Origin of the sequence: Mycobacterium sp. E1214 (genome assembly GCF_001666755.1) — a bacterium.
In the GTDB taxonomy this organism is placed as follows: domain Bacteria; phylum Actinomycetota; class Actinomycetes; order Mycobacteriales; family Mycobacteriaceae; genus Mycobacterium.
This window is the reverse complement of the sequence record NZ_LZJC01000093.1, coordinates 1-25,766: the sequence shown is the minus strand read 5'-3', so window position 1 is coordinate 25,766 and position 25,766 is coordinate 1. Positions and strand designations below refer to the sequence as shown.

Annotated in this window: 23 protein-coding genes, 1 tRNA gene and 1 pseudogene; 11 read left to right on the top strand and 14 right to left on the bottom strand. The window is 70.0% G+C overall.

All coding sequences use genetic code 11. From position 1 onward, the window contains the following. Nucleotides 1-7 precede the first annotated feature (7 nt). The gene (locus tag A5700_RS12945) at nucleotides 8-955 is read right to left on the bottom strand and encodes a DMT family transporter (protein WP_082960341.1); all 948 of its coding nucleotides are present in this window, start codon (nucleotides 953-955) and stop codon (nucleotides 8-10) included. A gap of 170 nt (nucleotides 956-1,125) precedes the next feature. Here A5700_RS12945 and A5700_RS12940 point away from each other — a divergent pair, with 170 nt between their 5' ends. After that, nucleotides 1,126-1,977, top strand: coding sequence for a LysR family transcriptional regulator (locus A5700_RS12940; RefSeq protein WP_068066104.1), 852 nt, complete (start codon nucleotides 1,126-1,128; stop codon nucleotides 1,975-1,977). Nucleotides 1,978-1,983: 6 nt separating this feature from the next. On the opposite strand, the gene cydC is transcribed toward A5700_RS12940, so the two are convergent. From cydC to A5700_RS12910, 6 genes are all read right to left on the bottom strand, one after another. Then, a complete protein-coding gene (gene cydC, locus A5700_RS12935; RefSeq protein WP_156671211.1) occupies nucleotides 1,984-3,657 on the bottom strand; it encodes a thiol reductant ABC exporter subunit CydC in 1,674 nt (557 codons plus the stop codon). Next, nucleotides 3,644-5,257 carry a thiol reductant ABC exporter subunit CydD gene (gene cydD / locus A5700_RS12930; protein ID WP_068066101.1) on the bottom strand — a complete coding sequence of 538 codons (1,614 nt, stop codon included), beginning with the start codon at nucleotides 5,255-5,257 and terminating at the stop codon, nucleotides 3,644-3,646. The genes cydC and cydD overlap by 14 nt, the downstream gene beginning before the upstream one ends. A 65-nt stretch (nucleotides 5,258-5,322) precedes the next feature. Next, nucleotides 5,323-6,363, bottom strand: a complete 1,041-nt coding sequence (gene cydB / locus A5700_RS12925; protein WP_068066098.1) for a cytochrome d ubiquinol oxidase subunit II — start codon at nucleotides 6,361-6,363, stop codon at nucleotides 5,323-5,325. 37 nt (nucleotides 6,364-6,400) lie between these two features. Then, nucleotides 6,401-7,864 (bottom strand): cytochrome ubiquinol oxidase subunit I, encoded by a 1,464-nt coding sequence (locus A5700_RS12920; protein ID WP_068066092.1) that lies wholly within the window; start codon nucleotides 7,862-7,864, stop codon nucleotides 6,401-6,403. A gap of 81 nt (nucleotides 7,865-7,945) precedes the next feature. Beyond that, nucleotides 7,946-8,536, bottom strand: coding sequence for an HdeD family acid-resistance protein (locus tag A5700_RS12915; protein ID WP_156671210.1), 591 nt, complete (start codon nucleotides 8,534-8,536; stop codon nucleotides 7,946-7,948). A 45-nt stretch (nucleotides 8,537-8,581) separates the two neighbouring features. Further along, nucleotides 8,582-9,913, bottom strand: coding sequence for an adenylate/guanylate cyclase domain-containing protein (locus tag A5700_RS12910; protein WP_068066149.1), 1,332 nt, complete (start codon nucleotides 9,911-9,913; stop codon nucleotides 8,582-8,584). Between the two features lie 300 nt (nucleotides 9,914-10,213). Here A5700_RS12910 and A5700_RS12905 point away from each other — a divergent pair, with 300 nt between their 5' ends. The 3 genes from A5700_RS12905 to A5700_RS12895 all read left to right on the top strand — a co-directional run bounded on the left by A5700_RS12905 (nucleotide 10,214) and on the right by A5700_RS12895 (nucleotide 11,109). Then, nucleotides 10,214-10,408 (top strand): hypothetical protein, encoded by a 195-nt coding sequence (locus A5700_RS12905; protein ID WP_068066081.1) that lies wholly within the window; start codon nucleotides 10,214-10,216, stop codon nucleotides 10,406-10,408. An 81-nt stretch (nucleotides 10,409-10,489) separates the two neighbouring features. Beyond that, nucleotides 10,490-10,711 (top strand): hypothetical protein, encoded by a 222-nt coding sequence (locus tag A5700_RS12900; RefSeq protein WP_068066078.1) that lies wholly within the window; start codon nucleotides 10,490-10,492, stop codon nucleotides 10,709-10,711. Beyond that, nucleotides 10,708-11,109 (top strand): DUF4189 domain-containing protein, encoded by a 402-nt coding sequence (locus A5700_RS12895; RefSeq protein WP_068066075.1) that lies wholly within the window; start codon nucleotides 10,708-10,710, stop codon nucleotides 11,107-11,109. The genes A5700_RS12900 and A5700_RS12895 overlap by 4 nt, the downstream gene beginning before the upstream one ends. A gap of 14 nt (nucleotides 11,110-11,123) precedes the next feature. Here A5700_RS12895 and A5700_RS12890 read toward each other — a convergent pair. After that, nucleotides 11,124-11,200: transfer RNA gene (locus A5700_RS12890), tRNA-Leu, on the bottom strand. A gap of 113 nt (nucleotides 11,201-11,313) precedes the next feature. Here A5700_RS12890 and A5700_RS12885 point away from each other — a divergent pair. Continuing rightward, nucleotides 11,314-11,928, top strand: a complete 615-nt coding sequence (locus A5700_RS12885; protein ID WP_068066146.1) for an ANTAR domain-containing response regulator — start codon at nucleotides 11,314-11,316, stop codon at nucleotides 11,926-11,928. A 100-nt stretch (nucleotides 11,929-12,028) separates the two neighbouring features. Here the strand turns inward: A5700_RS12885 and A5700_RS12880 are convergent, their stop codons facing one another. Continuing rightward, a complete protein-coding gene (locus A5700_RS12880) occupies nucleotides 12,029-13,231 on the bottom strand; it encodes a lipid-transfer protein (RefSeq protein WP_068204793.1) in 1,203 nt (400 codons plus the stop codon). Then, the gene (locus tag A5700_RS12875; RefSeq protein ID WP_068066072.1) at nucleotides 13,228-13,671 is read right to left on the bottom strand and encodes a Zn-ribbon domain-containing OB-fold protein; all 444 of its coding nucleotides are present in this window, start codon (nucleotides 13,669-13,671) and stop codon (nucleotides 13,228-13,230) included. Before A5700_RS12875 ends, A5700_RS12880 begins: the two co-directional genes overlap by 4 nt. Nucleotides 13,672-13,860: 189 nt before the next feature. On the opposite strand from A5700_RS12875, the gene polA reads away from it, so the two are divergent. Then, a complete protein-coding gene (gene polA, locus A5700_RS12870; RefSeq protein ID WP_197502728.1) occupies nucleotides 13,861-16,521 on the top strand; it encodes a DNA polymerase I in 2,661 nt (886 codons plus the stop codon). A 13-nt stretch (nucleotides 16,522-16,534) separates the two neighbouring features. On the opposite strand, the gene A5700_RS12865 is transcribed toward polA, so the two are convergent. Then, on the bottom strand, nucleotides 16,535-17,251 hold the full coding sequence (locus A5700_RS12865) for a hemerythrin domain-containing protein (protein WP_068066067.1): 717 nt from the start codon (nucleotides 17,249-17,251) through the stop codon (nucleotides 16,535-16,537). A 187-nt stretch (nucleotides 17,252-17,438) separates the two neighbouring features. Between A5700_RS12865 and A5700_RS12860 the strand changes: the two genes are divergently transcribed. The 3 genes from A5700_RS12860 to coaE all read left to right on the top strand — a co-directional run bounded on the left by A5700_RS12860 (nucleotide 17,439) and on the right by coaE (nucleotide 21,270). Next, nucleotides 17,439-18,350: a manganese catalase family protein gene (locus A5700_RS12860; RefSeq protein WP_068066064.1), complete on the top strand. Its 912-nt coding sequence runs from the start codon at nucleotides 17,439-17,441 to the stop codon at nucleotides 18,348-18,350. Between the two features lie 292 nt (nucleotides 18,351-18,642). Next, nucleotides 18,643-20,085: a 30S ribosomal protein S1 gene (rpsA, locus tag A5700_RS12855; protein WP_068066061.1), complete on the top strand. Its 1,443-nt coding sequence runs from the start codon at nucleotides 18,643-18,645 to the stop codon at nucleotides 20,083-20,085. Between the two features lie 6 nt (nucleotides 20,086-20,091). Beyond that, nucleotides 20,092-21,270: a dephospho-CoA kinase gene (coaE, locus tag A5700_RS12850; RefSeq protein WP_068066058.1), complete on the top strand. Its 1,179-nt coding sequence runs from the start codon at nucleotides 20,092-20,094 to the stop codon at nucleotides 21,268-21,270. Between the two features lie 87 nt (nucleotides 21,271-21,357). Here the strand turns inward: coaE and A5700_RS26110 are convergent. Continuing rightward, nucleotides 21,358-21,450: pseudogene (locus A5700_RS26110) on the bottom strand (cell surface protein); the annotation flags it as partial. 297 nt (nucleotides 21,451-21,747) lie between these two features. Between A5700_RS26110 and sigK the strand changes: the two are divergent. Both sigK and A5700_RS12840 read left to right on the top strand, forming a co-directional pair. Next, nucleotides 21,748-22,311, top strand: coding sequence for an ECF RNA polymerase sigma factor SigK (gene sigK / locus A5700_RS12845; protein ID WP_068204792.1), 564 nt, complete (start codon nucleotides 21,748-21,750; stop codon nucleotides 22,309-22,311). Beyond that, nucleotides 22,308-23,006 (top strand): anti-sigma factor, encoded by a 699-nt coding sequence (locus A5700_RS12840; RefSeq protein ID WP_068066054.1) that lies wholly within the window; start codon nucleotides 22,308-22,310, stop codon nucleotides 23,004-23,006. The genes sigK and A5700_RS12840 overlap by 4 nt, the downstream gene beginning before the upstream one ends. 16 nt (nucleotides 23,007-23,022) lie before the next feature. On the opposite strand, the gene A5700_RS12835 is transcribed toward A5700_RS12840, so the two are convergent. Beyond that, entirely contained in the window at nucleotides 23,023-23,466 is a 444-nt protein-coding gene (locus A5700_RS12835; RefSeq protein WP_068204790.1) for a DUF402 domain-containing protein, read from the bottom strand. A 100-nt stretch (nucleotides 23,467-23,566) separates the two neighbouring features. Then, the coding region (locus tag A5700_RS12830) for an ATP-binding cassette domain-containing protein (RefSeq protein WP_197504155.1) at nucleotides 23,567-25,766 on the bottom strand (2,200 nt) is incomplete at its 5' end.

Genomic DNA, 25,766 nt, shown 5'->3' with positions numbered 1-25,766 from the left:
CCCGGCGTCAGGGCCGCGATGCCGCGATCGCGGCCCTCATCGCGCCGCGCGGCGCGTCGGCGCCCAGCGCCCCCGTTTCCGCGGCGGCGAGTTGGCGGCGGTGCCGGTTGGTCGCCCGGCTGTTCAGCCAGCACGCCAGCCCGCCGGCGACCAGGCCGATCGCGACGCCGAGGTCGGGCCGCTGGCCCAGCATCAGCCACGACAACACGGCGGCGACGGCCGGAATGACGGCGAAGAGCATGGCCACGGCGGCCGCGCCGTGAGCGTTGATGGCGCGCACGTAGAGGCTGACGGCCAGCGTCGCGTTGAGCAACACCATGGCCGCGATCGCGATCACGGCTTGCGTGCGATGGTGCACGGTCAGCGGCGTGAACGCCGCGAGCGCCACGGCCGGGATCAGCGCGACGGCGTTCTGCAGCGCGCTCATCGCGCGAAAGTCCACCCCGGTGCAGAACCGTTGCTGGTAGATGCCGCCCGCCGACACACCCAGGAGCGCGACCAGCAGCAGCGCGATGACGGGGTCCACGCCGTGGGTGCTCATCAGCCGCTTGGCGCATGCGGCGAGCACCGCGAACACGCCCAGCGCCAGCGCCGCAATCCGCTGCGCCCCCAACGGTTCCCGCAGGAAGATCGTGGCCAGGATCGCGGTGATCACCGGGTTCATCGCCACGGCCACGGCGCACAGCACGGCGGGGGAGCCCAGTTGCAGCGCCTCGTACAGGCAGCAGAACTGCACGGCCTGAATCAACAGGCCCGTCACGACGACGTGGCCGAACTGGGCCCCGCGCGGCCACGGGACCCTGGCCACGACGCTCCAGGTGGTCAGGATCGCCGCCGCCAGGCTGAACCGCAGCACCAGGGCGTGCATCGGCGTCATCGCGGCCACCGCCAACGCGCCGATCGGGTAGCCGACCGCGTAGGACAGCGTGATCGCCGTGGCGGTGCTCAGGGGCATGCGCGGCAAGTGCATGGTCCCCATGGTCGCGGGAAACGCTGCCCAAGTCCAACGATTATTGGCGATCGCAACCGATCAGCATTGCTTATCGGCACCGCGATGGAATTTCGGCGATTCGCGACTTCTGCCCGTTGATTGATCACCTTCGCTGATCAGACTATGGTGCGGGGGTGGCTCAAGTTCTGGACATCGCCCCGCTGCGCAGCCTCGTCGCGGTGGCCGACTGTGGTGGATTTCACCGCGCCGCCGCCGCGCTGCACCTGAGCCAGTCGGCGGTCAGCCAGCACCTGCGCAGGATCGAGACCGTCGTGGGTCAGACCGTGGTCGAGCGCTCCGGTCGCGGGGTGATCTTCACCGAGGTCGGCCAAAAGGTGTTGCGGCACGCCCGGGTGATCCTCGCCGCCCACGATGCGGCGCTCGACGACCTGGGCGCGACCGAACACACACTGCTGACCATCGGTGCCACGGAGCATGGGGCGGACGTGATGCTGGCCGGCCTGACCGGGGTGCTGCGCGAACGGCTGCCCGACCGGCGGGTGCGTTTCAAGCTCGACCGCAACGTGTCGTTGGCCGAGTCGATCGACCGCGGGCTTGTCGACCTGGCGATCATGCTCGACGGCGCCGGGCTGGACCGCGCCAACGCCTCGGGATCGGTTCGGCTGCAATGGGTCTCATCGCGCAGCTTTGCCGCATCGACTCGCGACCCGTTGCCGCTGGTGATTTATTCGGAGCCCTGCACGCTGCGCGAACCTGCCTTCGCGATCTTGGAGAAACGCCGCATTGCCTACGAGATCGCCGCCGAGTGCGGTGACCTTTCCGGCCTGTGCGCGGCGGTGCGTTCCGGGCTGGGGGTGGCGCTGCTGCCGATGATCGGGAAGCTGCCCGACGGGTTGTGCCCCGCCGAGGGACTGCCGGCGGCCAACTACGCCTCGATCCTGGTGCGCGGGCGCGCCGGCATCGACCCCGAGGTGCTGCGCACCGTCGACGCCGCGGTGCGCGACGTGCTGGCCACCGACGACTGACGGGGCTCAGCCGGCCGGTGCGGCCGCGTCGATGCGCCACTCGCGGCAGTCGACGCCGCCGGGCAGCTGATGGGTGGCCACCACGACCGTACGGTCCGCGCCGAGCAGCGCCGACCCGGGGCTCAGCAGGTCGAGGAGCACGCGCTGCGCGTCCACCGCGTCGAGGTGCTCGGTGGGTTCGTCCAGCAACAGGATTCCCGCCCGGCAGAGCACCGCGCGCGCCAGCAGCAGCCGGCGCCGCTGCCCGGCCGAGAGGGCTTGTGCGCCGCCGGTCAGCACCGTCGACAAGCCGTCGGGCAGGCCCGCGACCCAGTCGCCCAACCCGACGGCGCGCAGCGCGGCGGACAGCTCGTCGTCCCCGCAGTCGCCGCGGGCGACCAGCAGGTTGTCCCGCACGGTGGTGGCGAACACGTGGGCGTCCTCGGCGAAAAAGCAGACCGCACTGCGTAGTTCGGCCTCGCGCCACCGGTCGACATTGATGCCGTCGAGCGCAACGCGGCCGTCCAGCGCGGGCAACAAACCGGCCAACGTCATCAACAGCGTCGTCTTGCCGGACCCGCTGGAGCCCGTCACGGCCAGTCGGGCGCCGGGTGGCAGGTCGAGCGTCACGCGGGCCGAACGGCCAGCGCCCGGGTGGCCGGACACGACGTCGGCGCACAACCGAGCCGTGCGCGCGGGCGCCGGCGCGGCCTCGGCCGGGGGCTCGGGTCCCGGCTCGGGTGGGGCGAGGTCGCGCAGCCGGCGGGCGGCGAGGCGCGAACGCGTCAACTGGACAGCGGCGGCCGGCAGCGGCGTCATGGCCTCGAACGCGGACAGCGGCAGCAACATGAGAACGGCCAGCGTGGTGGGCGCGACGGTATGGCCCAGCCCGATCGCCGCCACGACCGCGCCCAGCACGCTGATCCCGATTGCCGCGGTGGGCACGGCCTCGGACACGGCCACCGGCCGGGCGGCCGCATCCAGGGCGGCACCCCAAGCGCGCTGGCGGCGCCGCGACTCGGCGATGACCCCCGCGAGGCGCCCGGCGACCCGCAGCTCGGGCGCGTGCTCGAGCGCGAGCAGGGCGGCCGCGTCGCGCTCCGAAAGGTGTTCGCGCGCAAGGGCTTCCTGCGAGGCCGCCGCCCGGCCCGCCAGCGCCGGCCCCACGACGCCGGACGACGCCAGGCAGACCGCCAGCACCAGCGCCGCGGGCACCGAGACGACCGCGACCACCGCTACCGCCGCCACGGCGAGCACCACCGCGACACCCATCGGCACGATCGCGCGCACCAGCACGTTGGCCAGTTCGTCGACGTCGGCGCCCACCCGCGCCACCAGCTGACCGCTGGACAGCCGCACCGCCGCCGCGGCCGGGCCGCGCGCCAGGCGGCGATAGATCCGTTCCCGGGCGGTGCCGGCCGCCCGCAGGGCGGTGTCGTGCGACGCCAGCCGCTCGCAGTAGTGCGAAACGGCGCGCGAGATGGCGAACGTGCGCACCGCGACCGCCGCGATCGACAGGTCCAGCACGGGTGACATCTGCCACGCCCGGGTGATCAGCCACGCCGCGACCGCCGCCAGGGCCAGCGCGCTGCCCAGCGACAACACCCCCAGCGCGACGGCGACCACGACGCGTCCCAGCCGCGGACGCAGCAGGTCGATGACGGCGGCGCCCACGGCGCGGGCACCCTCAGACCGGCGCACGGCGCACCCCGCTTTCCGCGACCACACCGACCACCTGGTCGGCGATGGCGATGACGGGTTCCCGATGGCCGACGACCACCACGGTCGCGCCGCCGCGGGCGCGCTCGACGAGGGCCCGCAGGACGCGATGCTCCGTGGTGGCGTCCAGGTGCGCGGTCGGTTCGTCGAGCAGCAGCACCGCGGCCGACGAGCCGAGCGCGCGGGCCAGCCCCAGCCGCTGGCGCTGACCCAGCGACAGCCCGACGCCGCCGCGCCCGAGTGGCGTGCGCAGGCCGTCGGGAAGCTCGGCCAGCACCGCGTCGAATCCGGAGGCCGCGCAAGCGTATTCGGTGTCGTCCAGCTCGCCGAACAACCGGAGGTTGTCACCGACGCTGCCGGGCACCAACACCGGGCGTTGCGGCAGCCATGACAGCTGCCGCCACCAGCCCTCCGGTTCCAGCGCGGTGACGTCCACCCCGGCGACGGTGACCCGGCCCGACGTCGGCACGGTGAGCCCGGCGATGGCCTGCAGCGTGGTGCTTTTGCCCGCGCCGTTGCGTCCGGTCAGCACGGTGACGGATCCCGGTTGGAGGACCGCGGTCAGCCGGTGCGGCGCCTGGCCGTCGCGGCCCGTCACGCAGAGCGTTTCGAGGCGCACCGGTGCACCGCGGGCCGTGACGGTTCGCGTCGGGGCGGGCCGGGACGGCGGCTCGCCGATGAGCGCGAACGCCGCCCCGGCGGCGGTCCTGCCGTCCTGCGCCGCATGGAATTCCACGCCGATGCGGCGCAGCGGCCAATAGACGTCGGGCGCCAACAGCAGGACCGTCAGACCCGCGGTCAGCGTCATCTCCCCGAACACCAGGCGCAGCCCGATTCCGACCGCGATCAGTGCCACGCCGAGGGTCGCCAGCAATTCCAGCACCAAGGCCGATAGGAACGCGATCCGCAGGGTGGCCATGGTCGAACGCCGGTGCGCCGCGGCGAGTTCGGCGATGCGGCGCTCCGGCCCGCGGGCGCGGCCCAGCGCCCGCAGGGTCGGGATCCCCGCGATCACGTCGAGCAGCCTCGCCTGCAGGGTCGTGATGGCGGCCAGCGCGGCCGCCGACCGTTCGGCGGTCGCCAAGCCGATCAGCACCATGAACACCGGGATCAGCGGCAGGGTGATCGCTACGACCACCACCGATTTCAGGTCGTAGATCGCGACCACGGCGACGGTCGCCGGGGTGAGGATCGCGGCGAGGATCAGCGTCGGCAGATAGCCGGTGAGGTAGGCGCGCAGGCCGTCGAGCCCACGCGTCGCCACCACTGCGGCGGTGTCGCGTTGCGCGGCCAGCTCGCCGGGCGGCCGGGCGGTGACCGCGGTCAGCACCTGACCCGACAGGTCGGCGATGACCGCGCTGGCCCCGCGCTGCCCCAGGCGGGCCGCCAGCCATTGCGTTCCCGCGCGAATTGCCCACAGCAGGAACAGGATCGAGAGGGGCCCCAGCTCGCCGCGAAGGTCCCGCCGGGAGGCCTCGTCGACCACGCGCGCGACGATGCCGGCCAGCACGATCGCCGCGCCGATCGCGCTCGCGGAGATCACCACCCCGCAACCGACCGAGGCGATCAGGTACCGGCGCACCGCGCCCGACGCCCGCCATAGTCGCGGATCCAAGGGTGCCCGGCTTTGGCGCGGCGCTGCGTTGCTCAGGTCGAGCGCCTTGCCAGCCCGATGGGCGGTGGAATGCGGTCGGCCGAAATCCGTTGCCGGAAGATCCAATACGACCACGCCTGGTAGACGACGGTCAGCGGCGCCATGAAGGCCGTCACCCACGTCATCACCTTCAGCGTGTACGGGGTGGACGACGCGTTGTAGATGGTGACGCTCCAGTGGGGGTTCAACGTCGAGGGCACCAGGTTGGGATACAGCGACCCGAACAGCAGAATGACGACGGCGGCAACCACCAGCGCGACACACGTGAACGCCCATCCGTCCGACGCGCGCCGCCAGACCAGCAGCACCGCCGCCAGCTGCGCCGCCACGGCCAGCCCGAGCGCCAGCCAGGTCCAGTCCTTGCCGTGCGCCAGTTGCGTCCAAAGACCAAACGCGGCAACCACTCCCGTGACCGGCAGGGACAACCACCGCCCGAAGCGGTAGGCGTCGTCGCGGATGGCGCCGGAGGTCTTCAACGCGACGAACGCGGCGCCGTAGAACGAGAACAGCCCGGCGGTGGCCAGCCCGCCCAGCAGCGTGTAGGGGTTGAGCACGTCGGTGATCGACAGGTGGACATGGCCGTCGGCGCCCACCGGAAGCCCGCGCACCAGGACGGCGAACGCGACGCCCCACAGCACCGCGGGCAGCCACGAACCGGTCGCGATCGCGACGTCGGCCCAGCCTCGCCACCCGGTGTCGTCGATCTTGCCGCGCCATTCGATGGCCACCGCCCGCACGATCATGCCGAACAGGATGGCCAGCAGGGGCAGATACAGCGTGGAGAACACGGTGGCGTACCAGCCGGGGAAGGCGGCAAACATGGCCGCCCCGCCGACGATCAGCCACACTTCGTTACCGTCCCATACCGGCCCGATGGTGTTGAGCGCCGTGCGTCGCAACGGCTCGGCCTCGCCGATCCCGACGCGCGCGAACGGCTCCATCAGCATGCCGACGCCGAAGTCGAAACCCTCGAGGACGAAGAACCCCAAAAACAGCAGCCCGATCACGCCGAACCACAACTCTTGCAGCCCCATCGGTCAGCTCCTTTCGGGCCAGAAACTCGCACGCGCCTCAGTAGGCGAAGGACAGCGGCGCCACCTCGTCCGCGCTGGGCGCGCGCGGCGGCGCCGGTTCGGCGTCGTGCTCGAGCGGCCCTTCGACGACGTAGCGCCTCAGCAGGAAGAACCAGACGACTGCCAGCGCCGCATACACCAGGGTGAAGGTCGTCAGCGACGTCACCACCAGCCCCGGCGGCAGATGCGACACCCCCTCGCGGACGGTGATGCGAAGCGCTTGGTCGCCAGTCGGATTGGGCGCCACCACCCACGGTTGGCGGCCCATCTCGGTGAACACCCACCCGGCGATGTTGGCCAGGAACGGCGTGGGGATGGTGAGCAACGCGAAGCGGGAGAACCAACGCTGCCGGGGTGTCCGGCCGCCGCGCGTCAGCCACAGGGCCGCCAGGGCGAAGGCGACCGGCACCAGCATGAAGCCGATCATGGCCCGAAACGACCAGTAGGTGACGAACAGGTTGGGCCGGTAGTCATTCGGCCCGAAGCGCTGCTGATACTGGTGCTGCAGGTCGTTCACTCCCTGCAAGGTCACGCCGCTCAACCGGCCTTCGGCCAAGAACGGCAACACGTAGTGGACCTTGATCACCTCGGTGACGCTGCCGCAGTTGTTGTGGGTGCCGATGGTCAGCACCGAGAAGTCGGGGTCGGTTGCGGTGGCGCACAACGACTCCGCCGATGCCATCTTCATCGGCTGCTGGACGAACATCAGCTTGCCTTGGCGGTCGCCCGTGAAGAACAGTCCGGCCGTGGCGAGCAGCGCCACGCCGCAACCGAGAATCACCGCGGGCCGGAACATGGTGCGGGCGTCCGTCGCGGCGGCGGGTCCGCGCCGTTGTGAGCGCACCAGCCACCACGCACTGACCGCGGCGACGAACGTCGCGGCGGTCAGCAACGCGCCCGCCACCGTGTGGGAAAACGCCGCCCGGGCGGTGTTGTTGGACAACAGCGTGAAGATGTCGTCCAGCTCGGCGCGTCGCGTCGCCGGGTTGAAGTGCGCACCGACCGGGTGCTGCATGAACGAGTTGGCCACGATGATGAAGAACGCCGACGCGTTGACGCTCAGCGCGACGATCCAAATGCAGGCCAGGTGAACAAGTTTCGGCAGCCGGCTCCAGCCGAAGATCCACAGGCCGATGAAGGTGGACTCGAAGAAAAAGGCGAACAGCCCCTCCATGGCCAGCGGTGCGCCGAAGACGTCGCCGACGAATTTCGAGTACTCGCTCCAGTTCATCCCGAACTGGAATTCCTGGACGATTCCGGTCGCCACGCCGATGGCGAAGTTGATCAAGAACAGCTTGCCGAAGAACTTGGTGAGGCGATACCACGCCGTCTTACCGGTGGCCACCCACGCCGTTTGCATGACGGCCAGCAGGGGAGCGAGGCCGATCGTGAGCGGCACGAAGATGAAGTGGTAGACGGTCGTGATACCGAACTGCCACCGCGAGATGTCGACGACACTCATTGTCATCTCCCCAGATCGCTGAGGCCCTACGGGCAACTACGACATAGTGTAGTAGATGACGGGGCGGCGCGCTACGTGGGCTTATGCCCCGGCGCCGAGCGTCTTCGACGCCTTGCGGATGCCGAACGACGAGACGATCTCGAACACGCCGATCACCACGAACCAGATGCCGGCGACGAACGCCAGGGCGCCGATCGATTCCAGCGGGGACGCCAGGACAACGATGCCCGCCAGCAGGGTGATCACCCCGAGGAAGATGTTCCAGCCGCGCCCGGGCAGGCGGGGGTCACTGATCGCCGAGACGGTCGTCCCGACGCCGCGGAAGATGAAGCCGATGCCGATCCAGATGGCCAGCAGCAGGATCGCGGTGAGCGGGTCCTTGCCGAAATGCCGAAATGCCAAGACCGCCAAGATCAGTGACGCGGCCCCGCTGATGAACAGCAGGATGCGGCTGCCCGCCGAGACGTGCAGGCTGAATGCGAAGAAGACCTGCGCGGCGCCGGTGATCAGCAGGTAGATGCCGAAGGCGATGGCGGCGGCCAGGATGGACAGGCCGGGCAACGCCAGCACCACCACGCCGACGATCAGCGACAGGATTCCCGACAGCAGAGCGGATTTCCACAGGTGCGGCAACAAGCTCGGAACTTCAGCGGTACCAGGGGAGGTAGTCATGGCCGCAGTCTGGCATAAACCCGGGTTCTGGTACAGGGACTTAGGTCAGACGTGCGCGCGGCGCGAGCCCTCGGCGAGCACGTCGCGGGCTGGTTCGATTGCCTTGCGACCGATCAGATACCAGGTGCGCATAAAGCCTTTGCCCTTGACGTCGATGCGGCCGCGCTCCTGCAGAACGAACTCGTCCTTCAGGCGTTCGTACATGGCCTCGGGCACTTGGATGCGGCCCACCGAATCGGTGGATTCCATGCGGGCGGCGACGTTGACCGCGTCGCCCCAGACGTCGTAGAAGAACCGGCGGTAGCCGACGACGCCCGCCACCACCGGGCCGCAGGCCATGCCGATGCGCAGCGGGACCGGCTGGCCGCGCGGATCCTTCTGTGCTGCGGCGACACCGGCCATGTCGAGCGCGAAGTCGGCGAGCGCCTGGGCGTGGTCGGGCCGCTGCCGGGGAACGCCGCTGACCACCATGTAGGAGTCGCCGCTCACCTTGATCTTCTCCAGCCCGTGCGTGTCGAGCAGCGCGTCGAAGGCGCCATAGAGGCGGTCCAGAAAGCGCACCAGGTCGGCGGGCGGCGTGCTGCTGGCCCGTTCCGTGAACCCGACGATGTCGGCGAACAGCACCGACGCGACGTCGTACTTGTCGGCGATGACACCGCGGTCGGGCTGTTTGAGCCGCTCGGCGATGCTGCTCGGCAACATGTTCGCCAGCAGCTCCTCGGACCGTTCGTATTGCGCCTCCATGACCGCCTCGGCGCGGGCGGTGTCGCGCAGCGCGAACCACATCGTCACGACCACCATGACCACGCTGGAGATCGCCGTGATGACGAACCCGGCCGACTGGGCCCAGCTCGGCTGCAACCCGGTGTCGCGGGGGACCAGGAACTCGACGGCGATGATCAGCCCCGCGGCCACCGCCGCCAGGCCGGACGCCAGCACGATGTGCTCGATGCCCAGCAACAACACCACCAGGCAGGCGCCCACCAGAAAGAAGAATTGGGTGCCCGCGCCGGTGCCCACGTCCAGACAGTTGGCGATGACCGAGAGGTATGCCGCGCCGAGGAAGGTCAGCGGCGCGACCAGGTCCCCAAATTTGTGCAGCCACGGGACGATCGCGAAGACCACTGCGGCGGCGATGTTGATTGAGCTCACCTGCCACAGCCAGGAGCCGGTGACCACTTGCAGCAACACAAAGCTGGCGCTGACCGCTACGGCCAGCCACGCGGTGATGGACAGCAACCGGGCCCGCCGGGCGGCGCTGTCGGCGTAGTGCTGGGTGCGGTCGCGGGCCTGCGCCCGCACGGCCCCGACGCAGTCCGGGCGTTTCGCGGAGCCATCCAACCCGCTGGGTGGGGCACCGCATTTCCTCGCCACCACGTTCACAGCGTAACCGCTGAGCTTGCCTTTGGGGTCGTCCTGCTCGTGATCCTCCGGGACGCAAAAACGAGGAAAGCCAAGCCATTAATTGAATACCCCGAGTACGCGAAATGCGGCTAATTCATACCTTAGTTAAATACTGCGGGTACACAAAATAGCGCGATTACATACCCATAAGTAAAGGTCTTCCCACCGCTGTTACCGATTTGTATCGTGTGGTTTGCGTCACAGCGAGCGGGGTTATTCAACACATGCGTTATCGGTACTGACACGTGATTGCCCGGGACTAAGGGGTGGGTTATGGCGGGTCTGAAGAAGCTGCTCTTCGCGGTGGTGCTGGCGGGCACCGCACTGCTGGCCGACGGGTGTGCCGCCGGCTGTGGCGGGGGCAATTGGCTGTTACGGACGACGGGTGATTCCATCCAGAGCGATGCCACCCACCTCAACCTGCTTCCCTCGGAACAGGTTTGCATCGGCCGCTCGGTCGAGGACTGAATCTCCGGTCACCGTTCGACCCGCGTGGTTGCTCGCTGCCCCGGGCCGAGCGGGGTTGGGGTCGGGTGCACACTGTGTGGCGTGGCGTGGACTCGGTATACGGGCAGGGCGCTGGCGGACGCCGCGCTCACCGGCGAGGCGCGAGACGCCCAGCTCGAGGACCACATCCGGATGTCCAATGCGGAGCTGACGGACATCCGGCTCGAGCACGCCACCGCGACCGACGACCATGACGGCAGCGTCGAGCCGGCCCGGCGGTGGTATGAGGTCACCTACTTCGCCGAAGACGCGGCGGGCCCATGACCGCCCCAGCTGCGACGCGGCCGGCGGCGCGCTGGGTGGGCGCGCTCATTGTGATTGCGGCCGCCGCGGCCGCGGCCGGGGCGCCGTCCGCGTGGGCCGACGACGACTTCGTCGCCGTGGCCGTGTCGGCGGTGACGGGACGCGCCGCGGGGTGGGGCGTCGCAAGCAGCCAGGATGGGGCGAATCAGATCGCGATCGCGCAGTGCACCGCCGAAGCCGGTGACGTGTGCGAGGCCATCGCGGGGGCCCACAACGGCTGCGCGGCCGTCGCATTCGACCCGGCGTCCGGCCGATTTCGCGGCGGCTCCGGCCCGGACACCGCGGCCGCGAACGCCGACGCCCTGGCCAAGCTGGCCGCGCCGCGGGGACGGATCAAGACCTCGCACTGCTCGTCGTGATCGCTGCCTTCGGGTGGTGCCCTCGGTGAGATTCGAACTCACACTGGACGGGTTTTGAATCCGTTTCCTCTGCCAGTTGGGATACGAGGGCGTGTCCGGCGTCTTACCTTAAAGCAGCCTCCCACCATAGATGATCAGGCGCCCCGCGCCGTCTCACCGCCCCCGATGTCGCTGGTCTGGCGGGTGCACGACACAATATTCGTCATGACAGGCCCCACGACCGACACCGACGCCGCTGTGCCGCGCCGGGTCCTGATCGCTGAAGACGAAGCGCTCATCCGACTGGACCTCGCCGAGATGCTCCGAGAGGAGGGGTACGACATCGTCGGTGAGGCCGGCGACGGGCAGGAGGCCGTCGAGCTGGCCGAGCGCCATCAGCCCGACCTGGTGATCATGGACGTCAAGATGCCCCGTCGCGACGGGATCGACGCCGCGTCGGAAATCGCCAGCAAGCGCATCGCGCCGATCGTCGTGCTGACCGCCTTCAGCCAGCGCGACCTGGTGGAGCGCGCCCGCGACGCCGGGGCGATGGCTTACCTGGTCAAGCCCTTCACGATCAGCGACCTGATCCCGGCCATCGAGCTGGCCGTCAGCCGCTTCGCCGAGATCACCGAGCTGGAGCGCGAGGTGGCGAGCCTGTCCGACCGGCTGGAGACCCGCAAGGTCGTCGAGCGGGCCAAAGGCCTGCTGCAGACCAAGCAGGGCATGACCGAGCCGGAGGCGTTCAAGTGGATCCAGCGCGCCGCCATGGACCGGCGCACCACGATGAAGCGCGTCGCCGAGGTCGTGCTCGAAACCCTGGGCGGCGAGGACGAGTAGCGGCCGTCCGGCGCGTTGGGTGTGCGCCGACGGCGCCGACACGCCGACGGCTCCCGCCGTGGCCGCACGCTGAACTACCCCGGGCGGCCCGCTGGCCCGCTCAGCGGGCGACGATCACCGAGGAGCCGTGGCCGAACAGGCCCTGGTTGGCGGTGATCCCCACCGTGGCGCCCTCGACCTGCCGGCCGGTGGCCTGGCCGCGCAGCTGCCAGGTCAGCTCGCAGACCTGCGCGATCGCCTGGGCCGGGATGGCCTCGCCGAAGCACGCCAGGCCGCCGGAGGCGTTGACCGGGACCTTGCCGCCGATGCTGGTGGCGCCGCTGCGCAGCAGCCCTTCGGCCTCGCCCTTGGCGCACAGCCCCAGGTGCTCGTACCAGTCGAGCTCCAGCGCGGTGGACAGGTCGTACACCTCGGCCAGGCTGACGTCCTCGGGACCGATGCCGGCCTCGGCGTACGCGGCGTCGAGGATCTGGTCCTTGAACACCCGCTGCGGCGCGGGTGTCGCGGCGGTGGAATCCGTTGCGATGTCCGGCAATTCGGGCAGGTGCTGCGGATAACGGGGGGTGACGGTGCTCACGGCGCGCACCGACGGGACCCCGTCCAGCGTGCCCAGGTGCTTGCGGGCGAAGTCGGCGCTGGCCACGACCAGGGCCGCCGCGCCGTCGGAGGTGGCGCAGATGTCGAGCAGCCGCAGCGGGTCGGCGACCACGGCGCTGGCCAGCACGTCCTCGACCGACACCTCCTTGCGGTAGCGGGCGTTGGGGTTCTGCAGGCCGTGCCGGGAGTTCTTGACCTTGACCGCGGCGAAGTCCTCCAGCGTCGCGCCGTAGAGGTCCATGCGGCGCCGCGCCAGCAGGGCGAAGTACACCGGGTTGCTGGCCCCGATGAGGTGGAAGCGCTGCCAGTCGGGGTCGTTCTTGCGCTCGCCGCCGACCGGGGCGAACGCGCCCTTCGGCGTGGTGTCGGCCCCGATCACCAGCGCGACGTCGCAGAAGCCGGCCAGGATCTGCGCCCGCGCGCTCTGCAGCGCCTGCGACCCGCTGGCGCACGCGGCGTAGCTGGAGCTGACGGGCACCCCGTTCCAGCCCAGCTTCTGCGCGAACGTGGACCCGGCGATGAACCCCGGATAACCGTTGCGGATGGTGTCGGCCCCGGCGACGAGCTGAATCTGCTGCCAGTCCAGCCCCGCCTCGGCGAGCGCCCCCCGGGCGGCCACCACCCCGTACTCGGTGAAGTCCCGGCCCCACTTGCCCCAGGGGTGCATGCCGGCGCCGAGGATGTACAGCGGTTCGGGGGTGCTCATGCCGGGATCCTCCACGCGTGCACCATGCGCTCCACGCCATCGTCGTCGGTGTACAGCCGCATAGTGGTCAACTCCATTTCCATGCCGACCTTCAGGTCGGCGGCCAACGTCCCCTCGACGACCTTGCCCAGCACGATCAGTCCCTCGTGCGCCAGCTCCACCGCGGCGACGGCGAACGGCTCGAAGGGGTCCGGCGCGGGATAGGGCGGGGGCGGGGCGTACCGGTTCTCGGTGTAGCTCCACAGCGTGCCGCGCGTCGACAACGCGACGGGCTCCAGCGTGTCACTGGCGCAGGCCGGATTCGGGCAGTTGTTCTCCCGCGGCGGGAACACATAGGTGGCGCACTGCGGGCATTTCGCACCGATCAGGTGCGGGGCGCCGGCCTCGTCGGTGGTGAACCATCCGTCGATCGCCGGTTCTTGTCGGGTGACCTCTGACACCGGCCCAGCGTACCCAGCCCGGGCGCAAAACTGAAACGTGTTGCAGTTCCGCGCTGGCGCGGGGGAGCGTCGGCATGGGTGCCTAGAGTGAAAGCCGTGCCCGCGACGAAACCCGCCAGCAAGGCCAATACGAAGGCCAGTGAAAAGGCCAGTGGAAAGGCCGGCGAGGAAGAGACCACGCCGACGCTGATGCTGCTCGACGGCAATTCGTTGGCGTTTCGGGCGTTCTATGCGCTGCCCGCGGAAAACTTCAAGACCCGCGGCGGCCTGACCACCAACGCGGTCTACGGGTTCACCGCCATGCTGATCAACCTGCTGCGCGACGAGGCACCCACCCACGTCGCCGCGGCGTTCGACGTGTCCCGGCAGACCTTCCGCTCCGAGCGGTACCCCGAGTACAAGGCCAACCGGTCGTCGACCCCGGACGAGTTCCACGGGCAGATCGACATCACCAAGGAGGTTCTCGCGGCGCTGGGCATCACGGTGCTCGCCGAGCCCGGATTCGAGGCCGACGACCTGATCGCGACGCTGGCGACCCAGGCCGAGAACGAGGGGTTCCGGGTGCTAGTGGTGACCGGCGACCGCGATTCGCTGCAGCTGGTCAGCGACACGGTGACGGTGCTGTACCCGCGCAAGGGCGTCAGCGAACTGACCCGCTTCACGCCGGAGGCGGTGGTCGAGAAATACGGCCTGACGCCGGCGCAGTACCCCGACTTCGCCGCCCTGCGCGGCGATCCCAGCGACAACCTGCCCGGCATCCCGGGCGTGGGGGAGAAGACGGCGTCGAAGTGGATCAGCGAGTACGGCTCCCTGCAGGGCCTGGTCGACAACGTCGACTCGGTGCGCGGCAAGGTCGGCGACGCGCTGCGCGCGAACCTGGCCGGCGTGATCCTCAACCGCGACCTCACCGAGCTGGTCAAGGATGTGCCGCTGGCGCAGACCCCGGACACGTTGCGGATGCAGCCGTGGGACCGCGACCAGATCCACCGGCTCTTCGACGACCTCGAGTTTCGGGTGCTGCGCGACCGGCTGTTCGAGACCCTGGCGGCCGTGGAGCCCGAGGTGGACGAGGGGTTCGACGTGCGGGGCCGCGCGCTGGAGCCCGGCGAGCTGGCCGTGTGGCTGACCGAGCACAGCTCGGGCAAGCGGTTCGGACTGGCCGTCGTCGGGACCCACCTGGCCTACGACGCCGACGCGACCGCGCTGGCCATCGTGTCCGCCGACGGCGAGGGCCGCTACATCGACACCTCCCAGCTCGATCCCGAGGACGAGGCGGCGCTGTCGTCCTGGCTGGCCGATCCCGGCCCGCCCAAGGCGCTGCACGAGGCCAAGCTGGCGATGCACGACCTGGCGGGCCGCGGCTGGACGCTTAACGGCGTCACGTCCGACACCGCGCTGGCGGCCTACCTGGTGCGCCCCGGGCAGCGCAGCTTCTCCCTCGACGACCTGTCGCTGCGCTACCTGCGGCGTGAACTGCGCGCGGAAAACCCCGAGCAGCAACAGCTTTCGCTACTCGACGACACGGACGGCACCGACGACCAGGCGGTGCAGACGCTGATCCTGCGGGCCGTGGCGGTGCTGGACCTGGCCGACGCGCTCGACGAAGAGCTGGCCCGGATCAACTCCACGGCGCTGCTGGGCGGCATGGAACTGCCGGTGCAGCGGGCGCTGGCCGGCATGGAGCATGCCGGCATCGCGATCGATCTGGCGCAATTGAGCGAGCTGCAAAGCGATTTCGCGCACCAAATTCGCGACGCGGCCGAGGCGGCCTACGCGGTGATCGGCAAGCAGATCAACCTGGGCTCACCCAAGCAGCTGCAGACGGTGCTCTTCGACGAGCTGGAGATGCCCAAGACCAAACGCACCAAGACCGGCTACACCACCGACGCCGACGCCCTGCAATCACTGTTCGACAAGACCGGCCACCCGTTCCTGCAGCACCTGCTGGCCCACCGCGACGCGACCCGGCTCAAGGTGACGGTCGACGGGCTGCTGAACTCGGTGGCCTCCGACGGGCGCATCCACACCACGTTCAACCAAACCATCGCGGCGACCGGCCGCTTGTCGTCGACAGAGCCCAACCTGCAGAACATTCCGATCCGCACCGAGGCCGGCCGGCGCATTCGCGACGCCTTCGTGGTGGGCGAAGGCTACGCGGAACTGATGACCGCCGACTACAGCCAGATCGAGATGCGGATCATGGCGCACCTGTCCAAGGACGAGGGCCTGATCGAGGCGTTCAACACCGGCGAAGACCTGCACTCCTTCGTCGCCTCGCGGGCATTCGGCGTGCCGATCGAGGAGGTCACCGCCGAGCTGCGGCGCCGCGTCAAGGCCATGTCCTACGGGCTGGCCTACGGCCTGAGCGCGTTCGGGCTGGCTGCCCAGCTCAAGATCTCCACCGAGGAGGCCAAGGTCCAGATGGACCAGTACTTCGCCCGCTTCGGCGGGGTGCGTGACTACCTGCTCGACGTCGTCGAGCAGGCCCGCAAAGACGGTTACACCTCAACGGTTTTCGGCCGCCGGCGCTACCTGCCCGAACTCGACAGCAGCAACCGGCAGGTGCGCGAGGCCGCCGAGCGGGCCGCCCTCAACGCGCCCATCCAGGGCAGCGCGGCCGACATCATCAAGGTGGCGATGGTCGAGGTGGACAAGGCCATCAAGGACGCCGGCCTGTCCTCGCGGGTGCTGCTGCAGGTGCACGACGAGCTGCTGTTCGAGATCGCGCCCGGCGAGCGCGACCAGGTCGAGGCGCTGGCCCGGGAGAAGATGGGCGGCGCCTACCCGCTCGACGTGCCACTGGAAGTGTCCGTCGGATACGGCCGCTCCTGGGACGCCGCCGCGCATTAGCGCGCCGGCGCGATCAGGACGTGCGCCCCGAATGGGTGCTGGGGTCCTCGCCGCGGGTCAGCGGCGGCACGTGCTCGATCGCCCCGGCTACCCGTGCGAACGCCCGACTGACCGAGGCGCTGAGTCCGCCGGCCCGGCCGCCGGCCCGGCGGCTGGACCGGTCCAGCCTGTCGCGGCTGCGGTCGAGGATCGTCAGCGGCGTCGCGGCCAGCGCGTTGCCCGGCGGCCGGCGGGCCACCACGGGGTGCGGCCGCGTCGGTGCCGTGCGCCGCACCGCTTCCCACGCCCAGCCCAGCAGAATCAACGCGCGGTGCGACGACGCCTCCTGCAACAGGGGAAGCAACTCGTCTTCCTCGTCGCGCACGTCGTCACGCATCAGGCCGACGGCGCGCCGCCACAGCTCGTCGAATCGCGGGCCGTCCACGTCCAACGTCTCCAATTCGGTGAACAGCTCGTTGATCTCCTGATGCTCGCGCTCGATCTGCAGGGTCAGCCGCTCGCCCTGCGGTAATGACCGCCGAATCGCGGGCCATAGCACCGACTCCTCGGCGAAGGCGTGCGTAAAGACCAACCGGCACAGGCGGTTCAGCTGCTCGGCGCGCTGCGCCCCGTGCGAGGCGTCGACCGCGCGGATGAGCCGGTCGAGTTCGATGTGATCGCGCTTCTGGCGCGCCAGAATGCTGTGCGAGCCGCCCAACTCGGCGAGGCTCTGCTGTGCCAAAGATGTCATGTGGTCTGTGCCTCCGTCGCGGACGTCTTCCCCCGGCGGGCGTGGCTAAACGCGGTCAAGTTTTCTTAAAGAGAGAAGGTTTCCCTTACCTCACCTCGGGTATCGCGGTCTGTAGCCCCGTACAGCACCGTGCGGAGTTCTCGGCCGTGTGCGCCGATCCGAATTTCATTGTCACCAAGGGGTTTTCATGTTCAGGCATACCGATTATCTACAGTTCGACGTCAAGCCGGAGAAGCCGGATCCGGTCTACGCGCGCAAGTTGCAGGAGTTGCTCGGCGGCGCCTTCGGCGAGATGACCGTCACCATGCAATACCTCATGCAGGGCTGGAACTGCCGCATGAAGGGCAAGTACAAGGACCTGATCATGGACGTGGCGACCGAGGAGATCGGCCACGTCGAGATGATCGCCACCATGATCGCGCGGCTGCTCGAGGGCGCGCCCGCCACGGACGCGACCAAGAACGCGCTGGGCGACCCGGTGGTCGCCGCGGTGATGGGCGGCATGGACCCCCAGCAGGCGATCGTCTCCGGTGGGGCGCCCACCCTCTCGGACAGCCAAGGGCAGTCCTGGAACGGCAAATACGTTGTGGCGTCGGGCAATCTGCTCGCCGACTTCTACGCCAACGTCGCCGCCGAGGCGCAGGGCCGGGTGCAGACCGCGCGGCTGTGGCACATGACCGACGACCCGGGCGTCAAGGCGATGCTGAAGTTCAACCTGGCACGCGACACCTATCACCAGAACATGTGGCTGGCCGCGATCGAGGAACTGCAGGCCGACGGATTGGAGGGCGTGGTGGCCCCGAACGACCTCTTCGACGAGGAGTACCAGGAGCACGCCAGCGAGCTGTGGCACCTGTCCGACGGCGCGGACTCCGACAAGGGCCGGTGGGCCTTCGGCACCGCGCCCGACGGCAGCCACGTCAACCGGTTCCGCACGGACACCACGCCGCTGGGAGACCTGCAGCACGGCCCGCCGCCGGACCCGAAGCTCTACGTCACCTACGACGGCAGCTGGGGCGAGGCCCGCACGCCCGCATTCGGGACCGAGAAGGGCGTGGTCGGCAAGATCAAGGACGCCTTCGACCCCGACAAGACCTAGTTGCCGGCCGACCCCGGCCGTCCGCCGCCCCGCGCGGGTGGCCGGGGTCACCGGCCCGACGCCGGTGAACAACGGATGAATTGCGGCCGTCCGCCGCGCCGGCAAGCGCCGATATCGGCGCCGCTCAGCGCGGCGCGACCCCTCATTTCGCGGCGTGAGCGGGCCGAAAAGGGTGGTGCACCGCATTTCGGGTGACGGGGCGGTTTGTCCAGCGTGTTCGGGTCGAGTAGCCTCGACGGGTAAATCCTTAAATTGTCCCTACGACCCAAGCTGTCCGGAGCAACCCAACAATATGCCGAGTCCCGCCGTCACCTCGCCGCAAGTAGCCGTCAACGACATTGGCTCCAGCGAGGATTTTCTCGCAGCAATCGATAAAACGATCAAATACTTCAACGATGGTGACATCGTCGAGGGCACGATCGTCAAAGTTGACCGGGACGAGGTGCTCCTCGACATCGGCTACAAGACCGAAGGGGTCATCCCCGCCCGCGAGCTCTCGATCAAACACGACGTCGACCCCAGCGAGGTCGTTTCCGTGGGTGACGAGGTCGAGGCCCTGGTCCTCACCAAGGAGGACAAAGAGGGCCGCCTGATCCTGTCCAAGAAGCGCGCGCAGTACGAGCGCGCCTGGGGCACCATCGAGGCGCTCAAGGAGAAGGACGAGGCCGTCAAGGGCACCGTCATCGAGGTCGTCAAGGGCGGCCTGATCCTCGACATCGGGCTGCGCGGCTTCCTGCCCGCCTCGCTGGTCGAGATGCGCCGCGTCCGCGATCTGCAGCCGTACATCGGCAAGGAGATCGAGGCCAAGATCATCGAGCTGGACAAGAACCGCAACAACGTGGTGCTGAGCCGCCGTGCCTGGCTGGAGCAAACCCAGTCCGAGGTGCGCAGCGAGTTCCTCAACCAGCTGCAAAAGGGCGCCATCCGCAAGGGTGTCGTCTCCTCCATCGTCAACTTCGGCGCGTTCGTCGACCTCGGCGGTGTGGACGGCCTGGTGCACGTCTCGGAGCTGTCCTGGAAGCACATCGACCACCCGTCCGAGGTGGTCCAGGTGGGCGACGAGGTCACCGTCGAGGTCCTCGACGTGGACATGGACCGCGAGCGGGTTTCGTTGTCGCTCAAGGCGACCCAGGAAGACCCGTGGCGCCACTTCGCCCGCACCCACGCCATCGGTCAGATCGTGCCGGGCAAGGTCACCAAGCTGGTGCCGTTCGGCGCGTTCGTCCGCGTCGAGGAGGGCATCGAGGGCTTGGTGCACATCTCCGAGCTGGCCGAGCGGCACGTCGAGGTTCCCGACCAGGTGGTCGCCGTCGGCGACGACGCGATGGTCAAGGTCATCGACATCGACCTGGAGCGGCGTCGAATCTCGTTGTCGCTCAAGCAGGCCAACGAGGACTACACCGAGGAGTTCGACCCGGCGAAGTACGGCATGGCCGACAGCTACGACGACCAGGGCAACTACATCTTCCCCGAGGGCTTCGACGCCGAGACCAACGAATGGCTCGAGGGCTTCGAGAAGCAGCGGGCCGAGTGGGAGGCGCGCTACGCCGAGGCCGAGCGCCGGCACAAGATGCACACCGCCCAGATGGAGAAGTTCGCCGAGGCGGAGGCCGCCGGTCACGGTGTCGGCGACCAGTCGTCGAGCAGCGGCGCGCCCGCGGAGAAGGCCGGCGGCTCGCTGGCCAGCGATGCGCAGCTGGCCGCGCTGCGGGAGAAGCTCGCCGGTAACGCCTAACCTCCGATGCTGCGTATCGGGTTGACCGGTGGCATCGGCGCCGGGAAATCCGCCCTGTCGGCCACCTTCGCCGAGTTGGGTGCGGTGATCGTCGACGGCGACGTCATCGCTCGCGAGGTGGTCCAGCCGGGCACCGAAGGCCTGGCGGCGCTGGTCGACGCTTTCAACGCCGACATCCTGCTCGACGACGGATCACTGGACCGGCCGGCCTTGGCCGCCAAGGCTTTCCGGGACGACGAGGCGCGCAAGACGCTGAACGGCATCGTGCACCCGCTGGTGGGCAGGCGCCGCGCGGAGATTATCGCCTCGGTGCCCGACGATTCCGTGGTCGTCGAGGACATCCCGCTCCTGGTGGAATCGGGGATGGCGCCCCTGTTCCCGCTCGTCGTCATCGTGTTCGCCGACGTCGAGGTCCGGTTGCGGCGGCTGATCGACCAGCGCGGCATGCCGGAGGAGGACGCTCGCGCCCGAATCGCCGCGCAGGCCAGCGACGAACAGCGGCGCGCCGTCGCCGACGTCTGGCTCGACAACTCCGGCAGCCGGGACGATCTGGTGCGCCGGGCCCGCGACGTATGGAACGAGCGGGTACTGCCGTTCGCGCACAACCTGAGCGCGCAGCAGGTGGCCCGGGCGCCCGCGCGGCTGGTGCCGCCCGACCCGACGTGGCCGGACCAGGCGCAGCGCATCGTCAACCGGCTGAAGACCGCCTGCGGGCATCGGGCGTTGCGTGTCGACCACATCGGGTCGACCGCCGTGCCCGACTTTCCCGCGAAGGACGTCATCGACGTGCAGGTCACCGTCGAATCCCTCGACGTCGCAACCGAACTCGCCGAGCCGCTGCTGTCCGCCGGATATCCGCGGCTGGCGGGCATCACCTCCGACGTCGTCAGGACCGGCGATGCGGCGCTGTGGCAGAAGCGGATTCATGGATCGGCCGATCCGGGCCGCCCGACCAACGTGCACCTGCGCGTGGACGGTCGGCCCAACCAGCGGTTCGCGCTGTTGTTCGCCGACTGGCTGAGGGCCGACCCGCAGGCCCGCTCGGCGTACCTGGCCGTCAAGCAGGCCGCGCAGGAGCGCGCGGGCGGCGACGCCGCGGCGTACGCGGACGCCAAGGAGCCCTGGTTCGCCGAGGCCTACCGGCGGGCGTGGGAGTGGGCCGAGGCGACCGGCTGGACGCCGTGAGGGCACCGCGAGGCTGAACGGAAGCGGGCCCCGGACGCGCAAAGGCGGCCGGGCCCCCGCCCGACCGCCTCTGGCTGATGCTCCCGCTTACTGCCCCGGGGGCATCAACACGGTGTCAGTCATGTACACCGTCGCGTGGGCTGTGTGCACCCCGCCGCACACGAGCCCCGCGTCCTGGACCTTCACGTGAGGACGCTGTTGAGCAGCGGTGGCGACGTGTCGCCGTGCCCGAGCGTTCATCATCGCGTTCGACTCCTTCGTCTTCGGCGGCCACGCCGCCGCGTCAAGGTCGCTCGTAGGGCATTCGGAGGCCGAGCGGGCGTGGACGGGCCGTGCGTGCATCGAATTTCGCGCCGTCGGCCGCGCCGGTGGCCTCGAATACCGTCGATGGAGTCTCTCGCCGACGCACCGGCGCCCGGCGCGGCGTCCTCGGCGTGGCCGCACGGTGCGCCGCGGGAGTCGTTACGCTATCGCGCCATGGGCAGTAGGGCGCGTACGGGCGGCCAACTCGACGAGTTGCTGCGCCGCGTCGCCGACGGCGACGTCGACGCCTTCGGACAGCTCTACGACCTGACCCGCGCCCGCGTGTTCGGCCTGGTCTTCCGGGTCCTTCGCGACCCGGGATACAGCGAGGAGACGACGCAGGAGGTGTACCTGCAGGTGTGGCGCGGTGCCGGCGCCTACGACCCGGGGGTCGGTAGCGCGGTGGCCTGGATCCTGGCCATCGCGCACCGCCGCGCCGTCGACCGAGTGCGCTCCGAACAGGCTGCCGCTGACCGGGATTCGCGGTACGGCGCCCGGGACGTGGAACGCGCCCGCGACGTCGTCGCAGACGCGGCCCTGAGCCGCGACGAGCGGGATCGCGTGGTCAACTGCCTGGCGGGGTTGACCGACGCGCAGCGGCAGTGCATCGAACTGGCCTACTACCAGGGCCTGACATATGCTCAGGTCTCCCAGCGCCTCGCGCAGAACCCGTCCACCGTCAAATCGCGGATGCGGGACGCCTTGCGGAACCTTCGTCGTTGTTTGGATGTGCGATGAGCGACCCGGCCGATCTCACGCTGCTGGACCTGGCCACCGCCTACGCGCTGGACGCCGTGACGGACGACGAACGCGCCGACATCGAGCACCGCGTCGCGGCGGCGCCCGCATCGGTGGGGCAGGCGTTCTGGGTAGAGGTGCAGGCGGTCCGCGAGACGATGGCCGTCGTCTCGGCGCACACCGCGCTCGAGCCACCGGCGCCGCTGCGCGCCACGGTCATGGCGGCGGTCGAACCCACCCCGCCCCGCGTACGGCGTTGGCGCGCACCGCTGCTCGCGGCGGCCGCCGCCCTGCTCGCCGCGGTGATCGCCACCGGCGTGACCCTGGGGTTGCGGTCCGCCCCGACGCCGTCGGCGGCCGACCACGTCTTCGCCGCCCCCGACGTGCACGCCGCGACCGCCCCGCTGCCGTCGGGTGGCACCGCGACCGTGCTGTTCTCCCGGCAGCGCAACGCGGCGGTGGTGGTGATGAACGACGTGGCGCCGCCCCGTCCGGGAACCGTGTACGAGATGTGGCTGCTCGGCGAGAACGGCCCACGACCCGCAGGCACCATGGACGCCGCCGCCGTCAAGCCCTCGACCACCGCGGTGCTGTCGGACCTGGGGCCCAGCACCGCGTTCGCGATCACCGTCGAGCCCGGGACGGGCTCGGCCCACCCGACGACCGCGCCGGTGCTCAAGGTGCCGCTCGGCTGAGCCGCGCGCCCCCGCGTCAGGCCCGGTCGCGCCAGGTCAGCTCCATGCCGGCGGCCGCTAGCCAGCGGCACAGGTCGTAACCGTTGCGGGCCAGCCCGTCGACGGCCGCGACGGCACGGCGCACCGCCCGCTCGGCGGCCTCCGGCGCCAGCAGGCCGTGGCGCACCGCGTCCACCAGCTCGTCGACGTCGGCCGGGCGCGCCCCGCGGCCGGTGCTCACCTCGATGTCGAGGTAGTGGTCCTCGGAACGCCAGACGTCGGTACCCGGCGAGTAGTCACCGACGTCGAGGTAATAGTCGTGGTCGCGTTCGTGGCCGGGGTTGAAGTGAAACACCGTGGCGCGCAGCCCGAGTGACGGCAGCAGCCACGATTCGAGGTAGTGGAATTGGGCGCGGCCCGGGGTGGGTCGGGCGACGTAGAGGCCCCACGGCCGGACCACGTATTCGTCGACGGCCCGCACGATGCCCTTCGGGTCGGTGTTGGTGCGGGCCGCTACGTCGAAGGTCTCGTGCTTGGGCGGGTGGATGCTGCCCACCCTACCGCCGACCCCGGCGGGCCGCTCAGCGGCGCAACCGGATCCGCCACCGCACGAAACCGGCGTAGAACAGCGACAGCGCCGCCAGCATGCCCAGATCCAGCAGCCACACCTTCGGCGTGTGCTGCCAGAACCGGTCCTGCGACAGCAGGTTGTCGGGCACCAGGTGGCGCAGGTCGACCGTCGACGCGGCGGCCGCGTAACCCCAGCGCGCCGGCATCACCCAGGACAGCTGGTTGAGGCCCAGCCGCCCGGTGACCGGCACCATCCCGCCGCACAGCACCAGCTGCGCCATGACGGCCACCACGAACAACGGCATGATTTGCTCGCTGGAACGCACCAGCGACGAGATCGCCAGGCCGAGGATGGCCGACGCCACGCAGGTCGCGGCGACGGTGGCGAACAGCTCCACGACCGCGCCGAACGTCGAATGGCCCAGCAGGACGGCGCCGCGGGTCGGGGCGCTCTTGCCGACCACCACGATCGCGGTGACGATGACCGACTGCAGGATCGCGAACCCGCAGAACACCGCGACCTTGGCGATGAGATACGCCGACGTGGACAGGCCGACCGCCTGCTCGCGCTGGAAGATGGCCCGCTCGCCGACCAGATCCCGGATGGTCAGCGCGGTGCCCATGAACGCCGCGGCCGGCAGCAGCAACGCGAGGATCTGCGCCGCCTCGTCGGGCGTCCCCGCGCCGGGGCCGGGGGCGTGGAAACCGTTGCTGCCGGGGACGGTCAGCGACAGCGAACCCAGGATGAACGGCAGCAGCGCCAGGAAGACGAAGTACGCGCGATCGGCGACGACCAGCCGGACCTGGCGCCGCGCGATCGTCGAGATCTGCCGCCGCACGCTGGTGTGCACCGGTTCGCCCAGGTCCTCGGGCTCGTCGGCCCGCGCCGGGGCGAGCTTCTGCGGCCGTCGCTGCGCCTCGGCCTGCGCCAGGAACCGGCGGTTGGCCTCCTCGGGGTCGGCGCCGACGTTGGTGAAGATCTTCGCCCAGTTCGTGGTGCCCATCGCGTCGCCGATGTCGTCGGGCGACCCGCAGTAGGCGATCTTGCCGCCGGGCGCCATCAGCAGCACCTGATCGCAGACGTCGAGGTAGGACAGCGAGTGGGTCACCACCAACACGACGCGGCCGGCGTCGGCGAGCTGGCGCAGCATCGTCATGACCTGCAGGTCGAGTGCCGGGTCCAGGCCCGACGTGGGCTCGTCGAGGATGAGCAGCGACGGTCCGGTCAGCAGCTCCAGCGCCACCGAGGCGCGTTTGCGCTGGCCGCCCGACAACTTGTCGACGCGGGTCTCGGCGTGCTTGGTCAGGTCGAGTTCCGCGAGCACCTGGGCCACGACCTTGGCGCGGTCCGCCTTGCTGGTGTCCGGCGGCAGCCGCAGCTCCGCGGCATAACCCAGCGCCTGGTTGACCGTCAGCTGGCGGTGCACCACGTCGTCCTGCGGCACCATGCCGATCCGGCTGCGCAGCGACGCGTACTCGCTGTGGATGTTGTGTCCCTCGAAGGTGACCGACCCCGAGCTGGGCGTGGTGTAGCCGGCGATCAGCCGCGCCAGGGTGCTCTTGCCGGCCCCGGATCCGCCGATCACCGCGGTCAGCGTGCCGGGCCGCGCGGTCAGGGAGATGTCGTCGAGCAGCTGTTTGCCGTTGTCCACGACGTACTTGACGTTGCGCACCTCGAGGCCGCCCGTGCGCGACGCGGCCTCGCTGCGCTTGGTCAGCGTGCCGTTGCGGAACACCAGGTCGACGTTGCCGATGGTGACGACGTCGTCGTCGGACAGGATCGCCGACCCGACGCGGGTGCCGTTGACGAAGGTGCCGTTGATGCTGTTGTCGCGGATCTCGGTGCCGAGCGCCGTCGGCACCAGCGTCGCGTGCTGGCGCGACGCCAACACGTCGGACACCACGATGTCGTTTTCGGGGGCGCGCCCGATCGTCATCGCCCCGGCCGTTCCGGCCGCCGACGACGACCGCGGCGACAGCAACTTCACGAAGCGGGTCGCGAGGTTGGACACGTCGCCGGTCTTGGCGTCGATGACGGTGAACTCGGCCGGCGACTGGGCCTGCGCCGCGGCCTCGTTCGCGGCGACCGGCGGTGCGGCGGCCCTCGCCGCCGAGGCGGCGTCGACGACGGTCAGCTCCTCCGGCGGGGTCGCGCGCGCCGGCGCGGTGGCGGGACCGGTTGCCGCGTCGCGCACGGGCGGCCTCGAGGTG